General features: G+C 42.4%; 22 protein-coding genes. All 22 read right to left on the bottom strand.

The annotated features are described in order from the left end of the window. Positions 1 to 3 precede the first annotated feature (3 nt). Positions 4 to 1,077 carry a 6-phosphofructokinase gene (locus BM102_RS12665; protein ID WP_044936676.1) on the bottom strand — a complete coding sequence of 358 codons (1,074 nt, stop codon included), beginning with the start codon at positions 1,075 to 1,077 and terminating at the stop codon, positions 4 to 6. A 32-nt stretch (positions 1,078 to 1,109) separates the two neighbouring features. Next, a complete protein-coding gene (locus tag BM102_RS12660) occupies positions 1,110 to 2,546 on the bottom strand; it encodes an aminoacyl-histidine dipeptidase (protein WP_090482453.1) in 1,437 nt (478 codons plus the stop codon). A 20-nt stretch (positions 2,547 to 2,566) separates the two neighbouring features. Beyond that, entirely contained in the window at positions 2,567 to 3,826 is a 1,260-nt protein-coding gene (locus BM102_RS12655) for a tocopherol cyclase family protein (RefSeq protein ID WP_143085495.1), read from the bottom strand. 17 nt (positions 3,827 to 3,843) lie between these two features. After that, positions 3,844 to 4,347: a transcription elongation factor GreA gene (gene greA, locus BM102_RS12650; protein WP_044936680.1), complete on the bottom strand. Its 504-nt coding sequence runs from the start codon at positions 4,345 to 4,347 to the stop codon at positions 3,844 to 3,846. Between the two features lie 133 nt (positions 4,348 to 4,480). Then, entirely contained in the window at positions 4,481 to 6,013 is a 1,533-nt protein-coding gene (locus tag BM102_RS12645) for a bifunctional metallophosphatase/5'-nucleotidase (RefSeq protein ID WP_090482451.1), read from the bottom strand. An 11-nt stretch (positions 6,014 to 6,024) separates the two neighbouring features. Next, a complete protein-coding gene (gene phnE / locus BM102_RS12640; RefSeq protein ID WP_044936684.1) occupies positions 6,025 to 6,834 on the bottom strand; it encodes a phosphonate ABC transporter, permease protein PhnE in 810 nt (269 codons plus the stop codon). Between the two features lie 12 nt (positions 6,835 to 6,846). Further along, positions 6,847 to 7,671 carry a phosphonate ABC transporter, permease protein PhnE gene (phnE, locus tag BM102_RS12635; protein WP_090482448.1) on the bottom strand — a complete coding sequence of 275 codons (825 nt, stop codon included), beginning with the start codon at positions 7,669 to 7,671 and terminating at the stop codon, positions 6,847 to 6,849. Between the two features lie 4 nt (positions 7,672 to 7,675). Beyond that, positions 7,676 to 8,449 carry a phosphonate ABC transporter ATP-binding protein gene (phnC, locus tag BM102_RS12630; RefSeq protein ID WP_033152645.1) on the bottom strand — a complete coding sequence of 258 codons (774 nt, stop codon included), beginning with the start codon at positions 8,447 to 8,449 and terminating at the stop codon, positions 7,676 to 7,678. A gap of 81 nt (positions 8,450 to 8,530) precedes the next feature. Beyond that, complete coding sequence (locus BM102_RS12625; protein ID WP_044936689.1) at positions 8,531 to 9,589, bottom strand: phosphate/phosphite/phosphonate ABC transporter substrate-binding protein; 1,059 nt, start codon at positions 9,587 to 9,589, stop codon at positions 8,531 to 8,533. A gap of 134 nt (positions 9,590 to 9,723) precedes the next feature. Then, positions 9,724 to 9,951: a hypothetical protein gene (locus BM102_RS12620; protein ID WP_044936691.1), complete on the bottom strand. Its 228-nt coding sequence runs from the start codon at positions 9,949 to 9,951 to the stop codon at positions 9,724 to 9,726. A gap of 25 nt (positions 9,952 to 9,976) precedes the next feature. Further along, positions 9,977 to 10,381, bottom strand: a complete 405-nt coding sequence (gene atpC, locus BM102_RS12615) for an ATP synthase F1 subunit epsilon (protein WP_044936693.1) — start codon at positions 10,379 to 10,381, stop codon at positions 9,977 to 9,979. 13 nt (positions 10,382 to 10,394) lie between these two features. Further along, entirely contained in the window at positions 10,395 to 11,792 is a 1,398-nt protein-coding gene (atpD, locus tag BM102_RS12610) for a F0F1 ATP synthase subunit beta (protein ID WP_044936696.1), read from the bottom strand. 22 nt (positions 11,793 to 11,814) lie between these two features. Then, positions 11,815 to 12,681: an ATP synthase F1 subunit gamma gene (gene atpG / locus BM102_RS12605; protein ID WP_090482445.1), complete on the bottom strand. Its 867-nt coding sequence runs from the start codon at positions 12,679 to 12,681 to the stop codon at positions 11,815 to 11,817. 15 nt (positions 12,682 to 12,696) lie between these two features. Next, positions 12,697 to 14,202: a F0F1 ATP synthase subunit alpha gene (gene atpA, locus BM102_RS12600; RefSeq protein WP_074792143.1), complete on the bottom strand. Its 1,506-nt coding sequence runs from the start codon at positions 14,200 to 14,202 to the stop codon at positions 12,697 to 12,699. Then, positions 14,199 to 14,765, bottom strand: a complete 567-nt coding sequence (atpH, locus tag BM102_RS12595; protein WP_044936702.1) for an ATP synthase F1 subunit delta — start codon at positions 14,763 to 14,765, stop codon at positions 14,199 to 14,201. Before atpH ends, atpA begins: the two co-directional genes overlap by 4 nt. Beyond that, complete coding sequence (gene atpF, locus BM102_RS12590) at positions 14,753 to 15,268, bottom strand: F0F1 ATP synthase subunit B (protein WP_044936705.1); 516 nt, start codon at positions 15,266 to 15,268, stop codon at positions 14,753 to 14,755. Before atpF ends, atpH begins: the two co-directional genes overlap by 13 nt. Before the next feature lie 40 nt (positions 15,269 to 15,308). Continuing rightward, positions 15,309 to 15,566 (bottom strand): ATP synthase F0 subunit C, encoded by a 258-nt coding sequence (gene atpE / locus BM102_RS12585; RefSeq protein WP_033152623.1) that lies wholly within the window; start codon positions 15,564 to 15,566, stop codon positions 15,309 to 15,311. A gap of 45 nt (positions 15,567 to 15,611) precedes the next feature. Beyond that, positions 15,612 to 16,340 carry a F0F1 ATP synthase subunit A gene (gene atpB / locus BM102_RS12580; RefSeq protein ID WP_044936707.1) on the bottom strand — a complete coding sequence of 243 codons (729 nt, stop codon included), beginning with the start codon at positions 16,338 to 16,340 and terminating at the stop codon, positions 15,612 to 15,614. Next, positions 16,337 to 16,783 (bottom strand): hypothetical protein, encoded by a 447-nt coding sequence (locus BM102_RS12575; protein ID WP_177175634.1) that lies wholly within the window; start codon positions 16,781 to 16,783, stop codon positions 16,337 to 16,339. The genes atpB and BM102_RS12575 overlap by 4 nt, the downstream gene beginning before the upstream one ends. Beyond that, positions 16,776 to 17,078 carry an AtpZ/AtpI family protein gene (locus BM102_RS12570; protein ID WP_033152619.1) on the bottom strand — a complete coding sequence of 101 codons (303 nt, stop codon included), beginning with the start codon at positions 17,076 to 17,078 and terminating at the stop codon, positions 16,776 to 16,778. The genes BM102_RS12575 and BM102_RS12570 overlap by 8 nt, the downstream gene beginning before the upstream one ends. Before the next feature lie 32 nt (positions 17,079 to 17,110). Continuing rightward, positions 17,111 to 17,596 (bottom strand): deoxycytidylate deaminase, encoded by a 486-nt coding sequence (locus tag BM102_RS12565; RefSeq protein WP_044936711.1) that lies wholly within the window; start codon positions 17,594 to 17,596, stop codon positions 17,111 to 17,113. A 44-nt stretch (positions 17,597 to 17,640) separates the two neighbouring features. Next, entirely contained in the window at positions 17,641 to 18,093 is a 453-nt protein-coding gene (locus BM102_RS12560; RefSeq protein WP_074792137.1) for an arsenate reductase/protein-tyrosine-phosphatase family protein, read from the bottom strand. Between the last annotated feature and the right edge of the window lie 27 nt (positions 18,094 to 18,120).

Raw genomic sequence — 18,120 nt, 5'->3', positions numbered from 1 at the left:
GGCTTAGTCGCCGAAGCTTATTCCGATTCGTTTCGCTTCCTCTATCATCTGGCAATCAGGCTCAACTACCTTGAGCTTTCCTGCTACCTTTTCCAGTGGGATGCGCTTTGTCTTGCCATCTACCATTGCAATCATGTTGCCGAAATCGCCATCCATGATAGCCTGGGCTGCTGCAGAACCAAGGCGTGTGCAAAGCACTCTATCAAATGGATCTGGGCTTCCGCCTCGCTGCATATGTCCTGGCACTGTAACACGAACTTCGATTCCTGTTTCCTTCTGAATGCGGTCTGCAATCTCGTAAGAAACTGATGGATACTTTGATGTCTCAAGCTTCTTTTTGTAATCCTTCTTTGAAAGCTTTGCATCTTCCTTGGAAATTGCACCCTCGGCAACTGCAAGAATTGTGAAGCCCTTGCCTTCTTCCGCACGATGATTGATAGCCTTGATGACTTTCTTGATATCGTATGGAATCTCTGGAAGCAGGATGATATCTGCACCTGATGCAACACCTGCGTAAAGGGTGAGCCAGCCAACCTTGTGGCCCATAACCTCTACGATAAACACACGGCTGTGTGATGATGCTGTGGTGTGGATGCAGTCGATTGTGTTACATGCAATGTCGATTGCACTCTGGAATCCGAATGTCACATCTGTTCCAAAGATATCGTTATCGATTGTCTTTGGAAGATGAATGATATTTAATCCTTCCTCGCGAAGGAGGTTTGCTGTCTTCTGAGTACCGTTTCCACCAAGGATAACCAAGCAATTAAGATTGAGCTTGTAGTAGTTTGACTTCATAGCCTCTACCTTATCAAGTCCATTCTCATCTGGCTCACGCATGAGCTTGAATGGCTGACGGCTTGAGCCCAAGATTGTTCCTCCTCGTGTAAGGATTCCTGAAAAGTCCTGGCTAGTAAGGAGTCTGTAGTCCCCATAAATCAAACCCTTGTAGCCATTGAAGAAGCCATACACCTCCAGGTCCTTTACATTTGCTGCAAGTCCCTTTACAACACCACGCATTGCAGCGTTCAGTGCCTGGCAATCTCCACCACTTGTAAGCATTCCGATTCTCAACATAAAAACCTCCTCTTCTTAAGTTTGTTACGGTTTTAGTTCATATCCTCAATAACTTTTCTTACATAATTGTAAACACGCTCTGTTGAAGCAATTGATAAACGCTCCTTTGGAGTGTGAATATCGTACATCTCTGGTCCGATTGAAACTGCATCAAGTCCTGGAAGCTTTGAAGCTAAAAGTCCGCACTCAACACCTGCGTGGATTGTCTCTACGATTGGTGCCTCGCCGTACATATCTGTGTAAATCTTTACCATTTCGTCTCTGAAGCTAGACTCTCTTAAGTACTCCCATGCTGGGTACTCGCCGTGGATTGATGTCTGGCAACCGAATGCCTTTGCAACCATAAGTACCTTGCGGATAAGTGCGTTCTTTGCGCTATCTACTGAGCTTCTAAGTGAGCATGAATACTTGATTTCGTCATCTAATACATTAAGGATACCAAGGTTAAGTGATGTCTCTACTAAGCCTTCGATATCGTGGCTCATTGTCTGAACGCCGTTTGGCATAGACTGAAGGAGCTGGATGAAACGCTCTGACTGAGCTGCGTTTACACCATCTACTACTACGTTGCCTTCATTTGTGATAACGATTTCCATCTCTGGGTCTGTGATTGCAAACTCATTCTTGATTGCATCTGCTTCTTTTGTCATAGCTTCAACAACTGCTGGAGTTGTAACAACCTTTGCGCTTGTAGCACGTGGGATTGCATTGTCCTTTGTTCCACCAACTAAATCTACGATACAAACCTCGCCTACCTCAAGACCTGCTGCAAGAACTCTGTTTGCAACGTAAGATGCATTTGCTCTACCCTTATCGATTTCTGCACCTGAGTGTCCACCTGTGCAGTTCTTTACTTCGATTGAAACAAGTGCGCCCTTTAAAGACTCCTTCTTTACTGGGAACTCAACATCTACACGACATCCACCTGCGCAACCTGCAAGGAAATGTCCTTCTTCTTCTGAGTCAAGGTTGAGAAGCTTGCGGCCCTTGAGCATTGAAACATCGATGCCTGCTGCACCTTCCATACCTACTTCTTCTGATACTGTGATGATAACCTCGATACGTGGGTGCTTAAGCTCCTCATCCTCAAGGATTGCAAGTGCCATTGCTACTGCGATTCCGTCATCGCCACCAAGTGTTGTGCCCTTTGCTGTAACGAAACCATCAACAATTTCAAGGTCAAGACCTTCTGTAAGCATGTCCTTCTTGCAGTCATCATCCTGCTCTGCAACCATATCCATGTGGCCCTGAAGGATGATTGGAGCTGCATTCTCCATTCCCTCAGATGCTTCCTTGATCATGATTACGTTGTATAAATCATCCTGATAATACTCAAGATTGTGTGCCTTTGCGAAATCAACTAAGTATGCGCTGATTTTCTCCTCGTGATAACTTGGGTGAGGGATGTTACAAATCTCCTCGAAATAATGAAATACTCTCTCTGGCTTACAATTGCTTAATACTGCCATTTTATAAATCTCCTAACTGTTTATTTATCATATTCACCGAACTCACATCCGATGTTATAAGCTTCCATATCGTCCACCAATTCCCATTCGAATTTGGCCATAGAGCCATCCTCGTTATCCTTGGTTTTCAATATCTTTTTGTAGAGCTTTAGCTCGCCCTTTCCATTGCCGCCATTCCAAAGATTGTTGTGGCGCTTCTCTCCATCTGGTGCTTCGTAATTGATAAGAAGCATGTCCTTTTTCTGGCAGGTAAAATGGCCCTCTATCTTTGCAAGAGGTGTCTCCTGGGTGATGTTCCAAACAACCTCATCGCCCTCTGTATTGCAGGCGAAATCTGTCTTTGTCAGAGTCCAGAACTTTGAGAAGTTGAACTCATATGGCTCGCCTTCATACCAAACTGCACCAAGAATAACATTTTCAAATGTCTTTCCTGTGCGAATCTTTGGGCGACCGCCACCTATATCAAATGCTGTATTGTCAAGCCACTTACCTGTGAGCTTGCTCTTTAAATGAGAGCTTGCCAGCCATACCCATGGAGATGTGAAATCCTTTCCCCAGTTTTTATCTGCATAGCCGTAGCAGCTGTCTTTATCTACAACATATTCTTCACCATCTAATATAACAGAGCCGTTGAAGAATGTCTTCATTCCCTCGGCGTGCCAGAACATTTCGAAGGCCTCTAATTCACGTGATGCCCAGCTTGCGCCGTAACCTACGTTGAAAGCGATGTCCTTTTCGATGTTTAGGTCCCAAATCATCTTGCCTGACTGGCACATCCACTCTGGATGATTTGCTGCATCCTCCTCTGTCACTTCCACCATACCAAGGGTACGTGTTTCAGAGCAGAAGCAGTTATCTGCGCTAATCAAAAATGGGGCATCTTCCTTTATGTTGACCTGATTCCAGCCAAAGAAACGATGAAGCTGCTTTGCGCCCTCGCCCCAGCATCCTGCCTTTACCATCATATAAGATGGCTTTTTGCCTGCTGCTTTGTTCTCTGGAAGCTGGCCAAACACTGGCTCATCCCCACCAAGCTCTGGGTTGATTGTAAAGAACTCTATAAAGAATGCCTTTTCCTCACCTGTCTTTTTGTTGTGACCTGTGAAGCTGTGCCACCACCAGTCATAACCCTCGCTGGCCAAGGCACCCTTTAACATGAAGTTGTTCCTCAAAATATCAGAGTGATTAAAGCTACCCTCTATGAGCTTTTCCTTCACATCAAGGCCATCTATTTTTTCAAGAACTGTCTCCCCTAGTTGACTAATCTTTTCCTTTACCATGATTCTGCCCCCGCTGTTTAATAACGCTTGATTTGATCATCCTCATCAGTTGTAGTCTTATCGATTTTACGAATTTCTACTTCGTATGAATAGCTGTCATTAACCTTTACTGTTGCTTTATCGCCAACATGCTTTCCTCGGATGGCTGCACCTAAAGGTGATTCTATGGAAATAAGCCCCTTCAATGAATTGCCTCGGATGCTTGTAACAAGCTTATATGTTTCCTCGCAATCATCCTCTGGAATGTATATTGTAACTGTATTATTTATACCAATCTCATCATCTGCACTTGTATCATCTACTACCTCTGCAAACTTAAGCATTTTTTCAAGATAACGTATACGGCTATCATTCATATTCTTTGCTCGTTTTGCCTCATGATACTCAAAGTTCTCCGAAAGATCGCCCTGTGCTCTGGTTTCTTTTACTTCTTCTAATAACTTTGGTCTAAGAACTAGCTTGCGCTCATCTATCTCGGCCTGAATCTTTTCAATATCTCCTTTTGTAAGACGCTCGCCCATTGTACTGCCTCCTAATTCTTACTATATAATTTCTCAATTTGTATTATAACACAAGTGATGCTGTATCTAAAAAGCAATCTTCAACTAATATAGCCAAATATCAAAAGGCGCCGCTATACGCGACGCCATCTTATTAATATACAATCTTAAATTTGCTATTTACAATTTCCCCAACTGGAGTGTTCTTCCTGATGAAATCAATAACCAAGTCTGGCATTTCTTCTGAGTAGCTGCGGGCGAGAGGAGCATTGCCGATGCATTCGTAGCCGCCGGTGCCTGTTGCTCGGTAGTTGCTGGTGGAAAGTGTGTAGGTTTCTGTGTCAGAAAGCTCTGTTCCGTCTAGCTTTTTGAGAGTGACAACTCTGTCTCCTACAGGGCGAGTGATATCAAATGTGTACTCCAGGCCAGCGTAGAAATCGTAGTTGTAGTGCTCAACCTTTGGCTCAAGGAATACCTTGGAAATCTTTACTTCCTTAGTAGCAGCATCGTAGTCGAAGTACTCAGCACATCTTTCTAATGCTTCCTTGATAACTGCCTTTGTTACCTGCTTTACTTCTACCGTATTTGCGAATTGGTAGATAGCAAGTACGTCTCTTACAGTAATCTCCTTCTTTAAGCCAAGTGGATCATTTGCAAGGCTAGTGCAAGAGAAATCTGCACCTGTAAAATCAAGCTGCACCTGATTGAAAATAGCTGCTACCTTGCTGCCATTTACTGCTGCATCAATCTTTGACTCTGGAGCAATTTCCTTTTCCAATGAGCCGATTGGCTGATCCAACCAAACCTCTACGCAGTCAGTTAAATCATCCATGAAACCGTGCTCATCGATAATGTACTGAAGTCTTTCATCAACAGGATTTACATCCACAAGCTTAGATGAAATACTAAGTCCATCATCGTCCTTTACAACCTGTAGCTCGCAGAACTTTGTGGCATTTGATGGTGGCTGAACACCGTAAGTACCAGCAATTTCAACACCCTCAACTGGCATATGCTGATGACCTGTGAGTATAATATCAAAGCCAAATTCTCTTGCCATTTTGCATGCCTGATTTTCTGCAGTATCTGATAAAAGCTTTCCTGTAGCTAAGTCTTCCTCGAATCCACCGTGATAAACGCATACAGTGATATCGCATTTATCCTTGAGATATTCATACTCTTCTTTGAGCACATCCATTGGCTCAAGCACCTGGAGAAGCTCCAAATTTGCTGGCTGCTCCCACACATTTACATATCCTGTAACTGCACCTGTGATACCTATCTTTGTGCCGTCTGCCATTGTATGAATCACGTGCTTTTTAATATCAAGCTTGCCGCCCTTATCTAAAACATTGGCGCAGACAAGTGTGGCATTCATGCTATTTGCATAATCAACAATTGCATCATAGCCAAAGTTGAAATCGTGATTACCAAATGTGTAGTAATCAAGGCCCAATTCGTTGAAGCCCTCGGCCATAGGATGGAAATTGTATTCATCCTTGTGCTCTAAATAATATGTCATAAGTGGAGTTCCCTGAAGTGAATCACCACCGTCAATAATCAATGTATCATCGTCTTTTTTTATCTGGGAAGAAATGCAAAAAAGCCCTGAGTTCTCAGGGCAGTTTTTCGCATAATTCACTGGAAAGAGATGACCATGTGTATCAGATGTAAATAAGATACGCATATTTGCCTCCTTTAACCTCTAGTGAGCTTAGTTCTGATTTTTGTTGAGATGTACTCAATAACAAGAATCAATATAATTAATCCAGCAAGGATTGCTCCTGCCTCGTTCCATCTGTATGCATTCATTGCAAAGATAAGTGGAGCACCGAAACCACCGGCACCAACTAAACCAAGGATTGTAGCATCTCTAAGGTTGATATCAAATCTGTAGATTGCTGTTGATGCAAAGTTTGGCATAAGCTGTGGCAAAATACCGTAGCGAATCTTCTGCCATGTGCTACATCCTGCTGCATCAAGTGACTCGATAACGTGGATATCCAAATCCTCGATTGCTTCTGTATACATCTTTGTAATCATACCAACTGAGCAAACGCCCATTGTGAGAAGACCGGCGAAAGCACCAGGTCCTGTAACACGGATAAACATAAGACCGTATACAAATGCTGGGATTGTACGAATGGCCATAAGAACGATTCGTCCAATGAAAGCGATTGGCTTTGGTACTAAGTTTACTGCTGAAACAAAAGCAAGTGGTATTGAAATGATAGCACCTACGATTGTACCAAGGAAAGCGATACAAATTGTTTCAAGCATCAAATAAGGTACGCCTGATGTGGAAAAGTCAAACAAAAATCCAAGGTCAGGTGTAAAAAGTCCCTTGATGATGTTCCATGCGATAGTGCTGCTTCCATCTGCTGCACCTGTTGCCTCAACTGCACTGCAACTCCAAATAATAAGTGCAAGTGTGATTACAGCGATGCATGTATTGTAAACCCAATTCTTGGGTCTCTTTTCATAAGCTTGTTCTATTCTACTATTCATTACGCACCTCCATTAAACCAATTTCTTACGGAAATATCTGCTGATTGATTCAATGATAAATACCGTAACGAAGAGTGCTATAAGAATCATACCAACGCTTGGATAATCTCTCCAAGAAATACGCTCGTTAAGAATAATACCGATACCGCCGGCACCTACATAACCAAGTACTGCTGCATATCTAACATTTCCTTCGAAGTTGAAGAGGCAGTTAGATAAGAAGAATGGTAATACCTGTGGGATGATCGCTGTAATGAATGCCATTGGACGTGTTGCACCCATAGCTTCCATTGCCTCAAATGAACCCATATCTACTGTTTCGATTTCCTCGTATGTAAGCTTTCCAATGTAAGCAAATGAGAAAACTGCAATTGAAATAGTACCTGCAAGTGTACCAAATCCTACGATAAGTGTAGCTACGAGTGCTGTTACGATGGTAGGAATTGTTCTAACGATACTGAAAAATAATCTAACGATTGAAACTACTACTTTGTTGCGACATACGTTTGTGCTGGCAAGCATTGCGAAAGGCACTGATAAAAGTGAACCTACTAATGAACCAAGAAGTGACATCTTGATAGTGTCGAAAATTGGTCCCCAAACGTACTCCATAAACTCTAATCTAGGAGACTTGAACATATCGCCGATGATGACGAAGAACTCTCCTATTCTCTGGGCTAAAACTGTCATGTTGAAGCCTGTAATCTTGACTGACAAAATACACATTGCCAAAATGATGATTGCGTAAACAGGGCCGCGGGAAGCTTTCTTCTCTACGGATTTGCCATTAGGCAATGTGTAAACGTGAGGCTTAAAAACCTTATCATAAATACTCATGCGTTTACTCCTCTTCTTCCTGTACGTTACCCTCGGCATCTACTTTGCCATTATATATATTTGCTAAAACCTCCGGTGTAACTTCACTGGCAGGTCCATCATAAACGATTTCACCGGCTCTGATACCAACAACTCTGTTAGCATATTTGAGAGCTAAATCAACGTGGTGGATGTTAATTAAGATAGAAATGTTCATATCCTCGTTGATTCTCTTGAAATCACCCATAACCTGATTTGCAGTAACTGGATCAAGTGCAGCAACTGGCTCATCAGCAAGGATGATTGCTGGATTCTGTGCAAGTGTTCTAGCAAGAGCTACTCTCTGCTGCTGTCCACCTGAAAGCTGGTCAGCACGAACGAATGCTTTATCCAAGATACCTACTTTATCAAGACACTCAAGTGCCTGTAACTTTTCTTCCTTTGAATAAATACCGAATACTGATCTGTACCATGGCATGTCTGGTACAAGTGCTGTTAAAACATTTTTAATAACTGTAGTTCTAGTAATCAAATTGAATGATTGGAAGATCATTCCAATTTTTCTTCTGAAACGTCTTAGCTGCTTTCCTGAAAGTGACATAACATCAACGTCATCTACTGTGAGCTTTCCGCTTGTTACATCGTGCATTCTGTTGATTGTACGGATAAGTGTTGACTTACCAGCACCAGAAAGTCCAATAATAGCAACAAATTCCCCCTGCTCAATTTCAAGGTTTACATGCTTTAATCCCTCGAAACCATTAGGATATTTTTTTCCAACATCTTCAAATTTAATCATTTAATAACTCCATTTCTTTAAAAAAAGGAAGATACCGAAATATCTTCCTTTAATAGTTCGATTATTCGAATAAATAAAACATTATTGTAATGACATAATAAGCTCTTGAGCTTTTCTCTCTGAATCGTAATCCTCTGAGTTTGCCTCAACATAACCATTGTGGCTGTAGATAGCGATTACTTCCTTACCAGCATCTGTGTTACCGATGTTGATGAATGCCTGTGAAAGAGCAGCCTTGAAAGCATCATCCATGATTGGAGATGACTTGCTAACGCTGATTGTATCGTTGTAGATACCATCTGTTACACCAATAACATTTGTCTCATCCCAGATGCTTGCGCTTCTACCGTACTCTGATGTCCATTTATCCTCGTTGTCACGTCTTGCGTCAGCGTATGTAACAAGTACGTCTACCTGACCAGATGCAAGTCTTGAGAATGCTGTACCATAGTTATCTGATAAAGCTGTGTGTGAAAGATCTGTAATGTGCTTTCCGTAATTGTCCTGAAGCCAAAGTGAAGGATAAATATATCCTGCTGGAGATGAAGAATTCATTACGCTCCAGTTAAGTCCATCTAAATCTTCCCATGTGAGCTCTTCGCCATTGTTTACCTTTTCAGCAACAGCCTGACCTGCCTCTGAAGGACCTGCAATGATAAGTGCTCTATAGTATGTTACCTGCTCTGATGTAGCCTCTGTAGGCTTGTTGTCGTTCCAATCCTTTGCGCTATCGCTGTCGATTGAAAGACCGTCTCTAGTTGCTGTAAGAAGTACATCGCAACCATCGTCGTATAATACATATGTACCACCTGGAATAAGTCCAACGTCGATAGTACCAGCTGAAAGTCCCTCTCCTACTGCCTCAAAGCTAGTTCCAACTGTGATATCTACCTCGCCGATATCATAACCAAGGCCTGCAAGCTCGTTTGTAAGGAGCTCCTTAAGTGGCTCTGTAGCTGTTACGATTTCGTCTGGCTCACGTGATGGTACGAAACCAATTGTTAATTTGTCAATTTTGACATTTCCGCTTTCTGCGTCTGTTGTCTGAGCTGTCTCAGTCTTTGTAGCGTCACTACCGCATCCAACTAATAAAGACATAGCTGTGACACCAACAAGCATTTTAGAAATAAACTTCTTCATCTTTCCCCTCCTGGAATATAATTATCGTAGATATGCTACATTATTATAGGAGGATATGCAAGCACGATTTAATTTCTGTTTTTATTTAAATACAAAAAAATGGCGCCACGTATGGCGCCATAATTTTACAAAATTTATTCACTTGGTTTTTGGGATGCTCCACGTCTCTGCTGATAGACCATACTAAGCATGTCCTGTTGATATTTATCATCATTGCTAAGGACCTTTAATTTATCCTTAACCACATTCTTACGAGCACGGAGAGTTTCAAGCTCCTTAAGAAGATTAGCCTCTTCGTCCTCATATGATTTTAATTCTCTCTTGAGATCTTCTATATCTCGTTTTGTCTCAGCATCTAACATGTTATGCCTCCCCTAATTCCTATGATTATTTTGCCTTTATGTCCTGACGAACCAATGCCTTCTTCAAGGCTACCTCAGCTCTAAGCACATCAAGATTTGCATCCTTTTCAGCTAGACGAGCTCTCGCTCTGTCTTCCGCGCTACGGGCACGTTCAACATCAATCTCATCTGGCCATTCAGCAATTTCAGCAAGCAATGTCACCTTGTCAGGAAGTATTTCAGCGAGTCCCGCATGAACTGCAGCCTTTTTCACTCCCTCTGCCTCGGTGATGGTACAAATACCTGGTGCTATTACTGTAGTTAAGGGGATGTGCTTTGGCAGAACGCCAATTTCACCCTCAACTGTATTGAATTCAACCATTGTTGCTTCACCTTCGTAGAAAGTACGCTCTGGTGTAATGATTGAAACTTTAAAGGTGTTATCTGCCATGAAACGCCACCTCCTATTTGTTCTGATTCATCTTGGCACGAACCTCGTCGATTGTACCAGCATTGAGGAAGTAGCTCTCTGGGATATCATCGTGCTTACCTTCAAGGATTTCCTTGAAGCCACGTACTGTCTCAGCGATTGGCACATACTTTCCTTCAAGACCAGTAAACTGACCAGCTACGAAGAATGGCTGTGACAAGAATCTCTGAATCTTACGTGCACGGTTAACAACAAGCTTATCCTCTTCTGAAAGCTCGTCCATACCAAGGATAGCGATGATGTCCTGCAGCTCTTTATATTTCTGAAGAATCTCCTGTACACCACGAGCAACCTCGAAATGCTCCTGACCAACGATACGTGGATCAAGGATACGAGATGTAGAACCAAGTGGGTCTACCGCTGGATAAATACCAAGCTCGGCGATAGAACGCTCAAGAACTGTAGTAGCATCCAAGTGTGCGAATGTTGTAGCTGGAGCTGGGTCAGTCAAATCGTCGGCAGGCACGTAAACAGCCTGTACTGATGTGATAGAACCGTTCTTTGTAGATGTGATACGCTCCTGGAGAGCACCCATCTCTGTCTGAAGTGTTGGCTGATAACCAACGGCTGAAGGCATACGACCTAAGAGGGCTGAAACCTCTGAACCAGCCTGAGTAAAACGGAAGATGTTATCGATGAAAAGAAGCACATCCTTTCCACCCTTATCTCTGAAGTACTCAGCCATTGTAAGTCCAGTAAGACCAACTCTCATTCTGGCTCCAGGTGGTTCGTTCATCTGACCGAAAACCATGCAGGTCTTGTCGATAACGCCTGACTCCTTCATTTCGTAGTAAAGGTCATTACCTTCACGAGTACGCTCACCTACACCTGTGAATACTGAATATCCACCGTGCTCAGTAGCGATGTTGTGGATAAGCTCCTGAATAAGTACGGTTTTACCTACACCGGCACCACCGAACAAACCGATCTTTCCACCTTTCTGATATGGGCAAAGAAGGTCAACGACCTTAATACCTGTCTCAAGCATTTCAGTTGATGTTGCCTGCTCCTCAAACGCTGGTGCTTTTCTATGGATTGGCATCTTCTCAACACCTGTAGGTGCTGGCTGCTCATCGATAGCTTCACCAAGTACGTTAAAAATACGTCCTAATGTTGCCTCACCAACAGGAACCGAAATTGGTGCACCTGTAGCTACTACATCCATTCCACGTACTAAACCGTCTGTAGGACCCATGGCAATACAACGAACTGTATCGTCACCCAAATGCTGCGCAACCTCAACAACCAGTCTCTCGCCGTTATCTCTTGTGATTTCAAGAGCGTCGTTGATTTCTGGAAGCTGGCCTTCGCCAAACTTTACGTCAAGTACCGCACCGATGATCTGAGTGATTTTACCAATATTATTTGCCATCTTTTCACTCCTATCTGCTTTTTTAAGAAAGCGCCTCTGCACCAGCGATAATCTCGGTCAATTCCTGAGTGATTGATCCCTGGCGGGCACGATTGTATTTTAATGATAGATCACTAATGATTTCCTCAGCATTATTTGTAGCTGAATCCATTGCCTGCATACGTGCACCGTTTTCTGAAGCAACAGCTTCAACAAGTGCGCCGTAAACTAATGAAGTAACATACTTTGGAATGATAAGCTCTAAAGCTTCTTCCTCGTTTGGCTCAAAATTCATAAGAGCTTCAGCCCCTGTAGATTTTGCAGCCTCTACATCCTCTTCACTAATTTCAGCTGGTAACAGCTTCATAAGCTTTGGAATCTGGCTTACTGTATTTTTGAAGTGTGTGTACACAAGATAAATCTGTCCGATCTCACCATTAGCATAGTCGGAAAGAACGTCATTACAGATTGCCATAGCATCTGCATAAGTTGGTGCCTCCATTACTGGAGAATAGTCCTTTGCCACAGTGTAACCCTTGTGAGCAAGGCTCTCACCACCTTTATGACCTATTGTGTAAAGCTTTACTTCATCAGGCTTCATGCCGGCACCTGTAATCATCTTTACAACGTTTGAGTTGTAACCACCTGCAAGACCACGGTTTGATGTGATGACGATAACGCCAATCTTATCAGAACCATTATCCTGCAAATATCTGTTGTTTACGTTGCCAGCCTTGGCAAGCATGCTACAAATTGTGTTGTACATAGCATTGAAGTATGGTGTAGTCTGCTCTGCCTTGCTTCTAGCCTTCTGGAGCTTTACTGTAGATACAAGCTTCATGGCCTTAGTGATCTGCTGAGTGCTACTAACACTCTGTTTTCTTCTTTTTATGTCTCTCATTGAGGCCATAACAGATCACCCTCCTTACTTGTAGCTCTTTTTACACTCCTCAATAGCAGCGATAAGCTTCTGCTCCATGTCATCCTCGAGAACCTTAGTTGTCTTAATAGCCTCTGGAATCTCTGGATACTTTGTATCAACAAGATCAAATAAAGCTTTTTCAAATGCCTGAATATCTGCTGTAGGAATATCAAGAAGATATTTCTTTGTAGCAGCGTAGATAATCATAATCTGATACTCTACTGGCATTGGTGCGTACTGTGGTTGCTTAAGCATTTCCTTGATACGCTCACCTTGTGCAAGCTTCTCAGCTGTATCTGCATCAAGCTCTGAACCGAACTGTGCGAAAGCTGCAAGCTCTCGGTACTGAGCAAGCTCTACACGGATAGGAGCTGCGATTTTCTTCATAGCCTTAATCTGAGCAGAACCACCTACACGGGATACTGAAAGACCTGCGTTTACGGCTGGTCTGAAACCTGCGTTGAAAGCTTCTGTCTCAAGATAAATCTGACCATCAGTAATTGAGATAACGTTTGTAGGGATGTATGCAGATACATCGCCTGCCTGTGTCTCAATGATAGGAAGTGCGGTAAGTGATCCTCCGCCCAGTTTGTCTGAAAGTCTAGCAGCACGCTCAAGAAGTCTTGAGTGTAAGTAGAATACATCACCTGGGTAAGCCTCACGTCCTGGTGGACGACGGAGAAGTAATGAAAGTGTACGGTATGCAGTAGCATGCTTACTTAAATCATCATAGATGATAAGAACATCCTCACCGTTTTCCATCCACTCTTCACCGATGGCACATCCTGAATATGGAGCGATGTACTGAAGTGGAGCAAGCTCTGAAGCTGTAGCAGCAACAACTGTTGTCCATGCCATAGCACCATATTCCTCTAAAGTTTTAACAAGGGCTGCAACTGTTGATGCCTTCTGGCCAATTGCAACGTAAATACATTTTACGCCCTGTCCCTTCTGATTGATAATTGTATCGATAGCGATAGCAGTTTTACCTGTCTGTCTATCACCGATAATAAGCTCACGCTGTCCACGTCCGATTGGAATCATGGAATCGATGGCTTTAATACCTGTCTGCAATGGTGTATCAACGGATTTACGAGAGATAACGCCTGAAGCAACACGCTCGATTGGACGGAACTTTGTAGTATCAATAGGTCCCTTTCCATCGATAGGCTGTCCAAGTGCATTAACTACACGTCCAAGCATTGCATTTCCAACTGGAACCTCAACAACACGACCAGTAGTCTTAACTGTATCGCCTTCATTGATGTTCTTGTCGTTACCTAAGAGTACGCAACCAACATTGTCTTCCTCAAGGTTTAATACCATGCCGTATACTTCGCCAGGGAACTCTAAAAGTTCGCCCTGCATAGCATTCTGTAATCCGTGAATACGTGCAATTCCATCTGCAACCTGAATGACAGTTCCAACGTCTGACACGTCAAGCTGCGCAGCATAGCGTTTCATCTGCTCTTTAATAACCGAGCTAATCTCTTCTGGTTTTAAATTCATGGAGCGCATTCACCTACTTTCAATTGAATATTTGATAACTCGTGAGTTAATTTACTAATCTGAGTCTTGATTGAACTATCAATGACTCTATCTTTAATGCGAATTACCATACCCCCGATTAATTCAGGGTCTACCTTGTATGTCATGACAAATGAAGCATAATCGGTAGTTTGAAGTAAACGCTTCTCGACATCGTTTTTCTGTGCTTCTGTCAATTCCATAGGAGTTGAAACTGTTGCCTTACCAATCTTTTTATAATCGAATACTCGATCAATAAAGTAGTTGAGCACTGTCTCGATATCCTTTGAATGGTCCTTCTCTTCAAGCATTCTTAAGAGACCTACCATTTCATCACTGACTCTGCCTTTGAAAACCTCGTCGATGATTTGAAGCTTTTCTTCTTTATTAATTTTTGGATGATTCATCATCTGAGAAAAGCCGTCGTTTGATTTAACAACATCAATGACTCCTTCAGCTTCCTTCAGGAAATCATCGATTTTCCCTGATTCCACAGCTAGCTCAAACAATGCATCACCATATACGTTTGAGACTAATTTAGCCATGTTCCTTCACCCATTTCCTTAAGTGTTTGCTCTACTAAGGAATTCTGAATTGTTGTGTCGATGTTGGCAGCTACAACCTTCTGTGCCATCAATGCAGCTACAGAAATCATTTCCTGCTTAACCTCGTCTGCAACCTTCTTCTTCTCAAGCTCAGCTTCCTCATTTGCTCTTGCAATGATTGCTGCAGCTTCTTCCTTAGCGTCGCTTACAATCTTGGTTTCACTCTTTAAGGCTTTTTGTCTTGCTTCTGCTAAAATTTCATCACGCTCTTTGCTGATGTTCTTTAGCTTTGCTTCGTACTCTGCCTTTAGCTTTTCTGCCTCTTCCTTTTCTTTCTTTGCATCTGCAATGTCCCTTGCAATGCCATCTTTTCTATCCTGCAGAAGCTTTCTTGCTGGATTGAAAAGCTTGTTTGACATTATAAGGAATAGGAAGAACATTGCTATGGCTAAAAGCACTACATCATTTACTAACTGAAAGTCTAAATCAAATAGTCTTTCCAACTTTTAGCCCTCCTTCTTAAAATTTTTCTTCCTAGTTTCCTTAGCCTACTAATGGCTGTACAAAGAGTAACAGAAGGGCAATTACAAGTCCGTAAAGACCAGTTGTCTCGGCAACGGCCTGACCAAGTAACATAGTAGACATGATCTGTCCCTGTGCTCCTGGGTTACGACCAACGGCTGCTGCACCATGACCAGCTGCAATACCCTGTCCAATACCAGGACCAATACCAGCGATAACTGCTAAGCCGGCACCGATTGCTGAACAAGCTTTTATTAAATCTTCTCCTGTAATGTTCATAAATGTTTTCCTCCTAATATAGTAAACTTTTTGTTTTCAGTCCCTTTACGAATCACCATAAGACTGAGCTATGTATGTCATTGTCAACATACAGAATACATAGGTCTGGATTGCACCTGAGAAAATATCGAAATATACATGCAATGCTGCAGGCCATATCAAGGCGAACTTTCCTAGCAATCCATATACAAGACCCATAATGATTGTTCCTGAAAGAACGTTTGCAAATAAACGTAGTGACATTGAAATAGGCACCGCAATATCGGATATTACGTTTATTGGCATCCAGATTGGTAGCCATGGTGGCAATGGAGAACACTTGTCAATCCAAATGTCCTTCGCGCTCTGGTGCCTTACCTTTACTACATGAATGCAAACAAAGGTAATTAATGCAAGGGCCAATGTTGTGCCGTAATCGGCTGTTGGTGGTCTTAAGCCAACCAAACCGGATAAGTTAGATACCAAAATGAAACAGAATATGGTACAAATCCAGTTTGCAAACACTGGTGCGTGCTTACCCATACTTCCTTCCACCATCTTATCTAAGAGTCCTACTATCAACTCCAAGATACTCTGGAAGGTATCAGGAACTTCAGTGGCATGCTTCAGCTTACGGTTGGCAATAAGAGAAAATATAACCAACGCAAGCCACACGATAAGGATGCAGACATGGGAAGTTGTGATCCAAACTTCATGACCAAAGACTTCGTATTTGAACAAGCCTTTTATCATGTCCACAGTATCGCTTGAGGCCAGCAAAATTCCTTCTGTCACACTTTCACCTCCTTTGTATTAAGTTCTTCATCATTACCCTCGGATATATTGGAACTAGTTTTTCCGAGTCTCTTTATTAGCAAAGGCTGCGCATATGCACTTACCTTAAGCCCTAAAATACCGATGAGAGCTGTAAACATGTTGCCAAGTTTAAAGACCATCATCAAAATCATCACTGCGCATACGATTAAGTATCGCATCACAGATTTAAAGGAAAGATATTTTTCATGCCCCTTTCCTATGCGAACTGATTCTTCGATAATCATTGCTATGTGGATTGCCATAAATGTGGCACATCCAACTCCTATTAGAAGTCCGCTGGTGTATCTGACTTTGTCAGTTACAAACCAAACCCCAATCAGTTCAATTAAAACACCGTATATTAGTATTCCTAAAACCAAGCCAGGTAGAGCTTGATTTAGTCTTTTCATCCAATTAATCATGCTTTTCCTCTGACTGATTTTTTGCCTCTTCTTCCAGACGTCTTGCTCGCTGCCCTGGGGATTCTTCATTTTTTAAGTATCCCTTAACCGAACGATATGCCCCGTTAAATGCAGCAACTATGCCTATCAGAATTCCTCCGATGATATACATGTCGCTGTGAGAACTGGTCACTTTTGATAACACAATCCCCACTGCCATACATAAGAAAATCGGCACTATTACATTTATTCCAAATTGAAGTACCATTACCAGCGAATTGGCCACTTCACGATTTGTCTTCTTCTTGTCCCTCAATGTAAGCTCCTATTTGTTCAATTTACAGTTGCTTAAAGTGTAAATGAAATCTCTCTACCAGTATGCTTGTACTGATAGAACTCTACCCCAGCAGCTCTAAGCATGCGCTTTGATGCTATAACTGATGGTGTGTTTTCGTATTTATCACTGTCGTAGATAACAGTTTTTATGCCTGACTGAATAATAGCCTTTGCACATTCGTTACATGGAAATAGTGACACGTACAGCTTTGAACCTTCCAGTGAACCACCTCGGTAGTTCAGGATAGCGTTCAATTCGCTGTGTGTTGTATAGAAATATTTATTTTCCAGAGGGTCCCCTACTCTTGCCCAAGGGAACTCATCATCTGAACATCCATTTGGAAAACCATTGTAGCCCATTGATAAAATCTTATTGTCCTGGCTAACAATACAAGCTCCAACCTGTGTATTTGGGTCCTTAGATCTCATACCCGATAATACTGCAACGCCCATAAAGTACTCATCCCAGCTAATATAATCAAGTCTCTTATCACTCATGGTCTATTCCTCCAATACGTATATAATTCTTGCCTTATTTATATTTATGCCTCAATAACCCTCATTAACTTCTCAATCGAAGCCTTTAAGACTTCGTAGCACAAACCATAGGTCTGTACTGAGCCACCATAGGGATCCATCACCTCAAGCTCGTCCCCAACGAGCTCGTTTAAGAGGCGTGTATTTTCCTCTGTGGCGTTTGCATATTCACTTAATATTTTTTGCCTTTGGGTCTCTTCCATTGTGATTACAAGTGTGGATTCGGAAAAATCCGTATCTAGTAACTGTTTGGAAGAGTAATCCTTCAGCGTAGTGCCATTACTGATTAAAATCGCTTCCGCCTTTTGATTCAACGGCTCCGGGAACTGAACTATAAGTCCCCTGGCCTCACAAATTATCGGCCTGCTGTGCTCAGTGGCATGGAAAATCGCCGCCGCCATGGGGGCTCGCGATGTTCCACTACCGGAAGCAAAAATCACTCTATTAATATTTTTCATTTCATATTCTCCTGACTGCCGGTTGAT

It is taken from the genome of Pseudobutyrivibrio sp. JW11, from assembly GCF_900115355.1.
In the GTDB taxonomy this organism is placed as follows: domain Bacteria; phylum Bacillota; class Clostridia; order Lachnospirales; family Lachnospiraceae; genus Pseudobutyrivibrio; species Pseudobutyrivibrio ruminis.
Note: the sequence above shows the minus strand (reverse complement) of the source record. Positions and strands in the feature narration are given on the sequence as shown.

Bases quoted from the DNA above. Each gene is read 5' to 3' on its own strand.
- BM102_RS12655 (WP_143085495.1), bottom strand. From the start codon at position 3,826: ATGGTAAAGGAAAAGATTAGTCAACTAGGGGAGACAGTTCTTGAAAAA.
- phnE (WP_044936684.1), bottom strand. From the start codon at position 6,834: ATGAATAGTAGAATAGAACAAGCTTATGAAAAGAGACCCAAGAATTGG.
- BM102_RS12665 (WP_044936676.1), bottom strand. From the start codon at position 1,077: ATGTTGAGAATCGGAATGCTTACAAGTGGTGGAGATTGCCAGGCACTG.
- phnC (WP_033152645.1), bottom strand. From the start codon at position 8,449: ATGATTAAATTTGAAGATGTTGGAAAAAAATATCCTAATGGTTTCGAG.
- BM102_RS12565 (WP_044936711.1), bottom strand. From the start codon at position 17,596: ATGAGTGATAAGAGACTTGATTATATTAGCTGGGATGAGTACTTTATG.
- BM102_RS12620 (WP_044936691.1), bottom strand. From the start codon at position 9,951: ATGTTAGATGCTGAGACAAAACGAGATATAGAAGATCTCAAGAGAGAA.
- BM102_RS12625 (WP_044936689.1), bottom strand. From the start codon at position 9,589: ATGAAGAAGTTTATTTCTAAAATGCTTGTTGGTGTCACAGCTATGTCT.
- atpA (WP_074792143.1), bottom strand. From the start codon at position 14,202: ATGAATTTAAAACCAGAAGAGATTAGCTCGGTTATTAAAGAGCAGATG.
- greA (WP_044936680.1), bottom strand. From the start codon at position 4,347: ATGGGCGAGCGTCTTACAAAAGGAGATATTGAAAAGATTCAGGCCGAG.
- atpE (WP_033152623.1), bottom strand. From the start codon at position 15,566: ATGAACATTACAGGAGAAGATTTAATAAAAGCTTGTTCAGCAATCGGT.
- BM102_RS12645 (WP_090482451.1), bottom strand. From the start codon at position 6,013: ATGCGTATCTTATTTACATCTGATACACATGGTCATCTCTTTCCAGTG.
- atpG (WP_090482445.1), bottom strand. From the start codon at position 12,681: ATGGCCTCAATGAGAGACATAAAAAGAAGAAAACAGAGTGTTAGTAGC.
- phnE (WP_090482448.1), bottom strand. From the start codon at position 7,671: ATGAGTATTTATGATAAGGTTTTTAAGCCTCACGTTTACACATTGCCT.
- BM102_RS12660 (WP_090482453.1), bottom strand. From the start codon at position 2,546: ATGGCAGTATTAAGCAATTGTAAGCCAGAGAGAGTATTTCATTATTTC.
- atpC (WP_044936693.1), bottom strand. From the start codon at position 10,381: ATGGCAGATAACACCTTTAAAGTTTCAATCATTACACCAGAGCGTACT.
- atpD (WP_044936696.1), bottom strand. From the start codon at position 11,792: ATGGCAAATAATATTGGTAAAATCACTCAGATCATCGGTGCGGTACTT.
- atpH (WP_044936702.1), bottom strand. From the start codon at position 14,765: ATGGCTAAATTAGTCTCAAACGTATATGGTGATGCATTGTTTGAGCTA.
- BM102_RS12560 (WP_074792137.1), bottom strand. From the start codon at position 18,093: ATGAAAAATATTAATAGAGTGATTTTTGCTTCCGGTAGTGGAACATCG.
- BM102_RS12575 (WP_177175634.1), bottom strand. From the start codon at position 16,783: ATGATTAATTGGATGAAAAGACTAAATCAAGCTCTACCTGGCTTGGTT.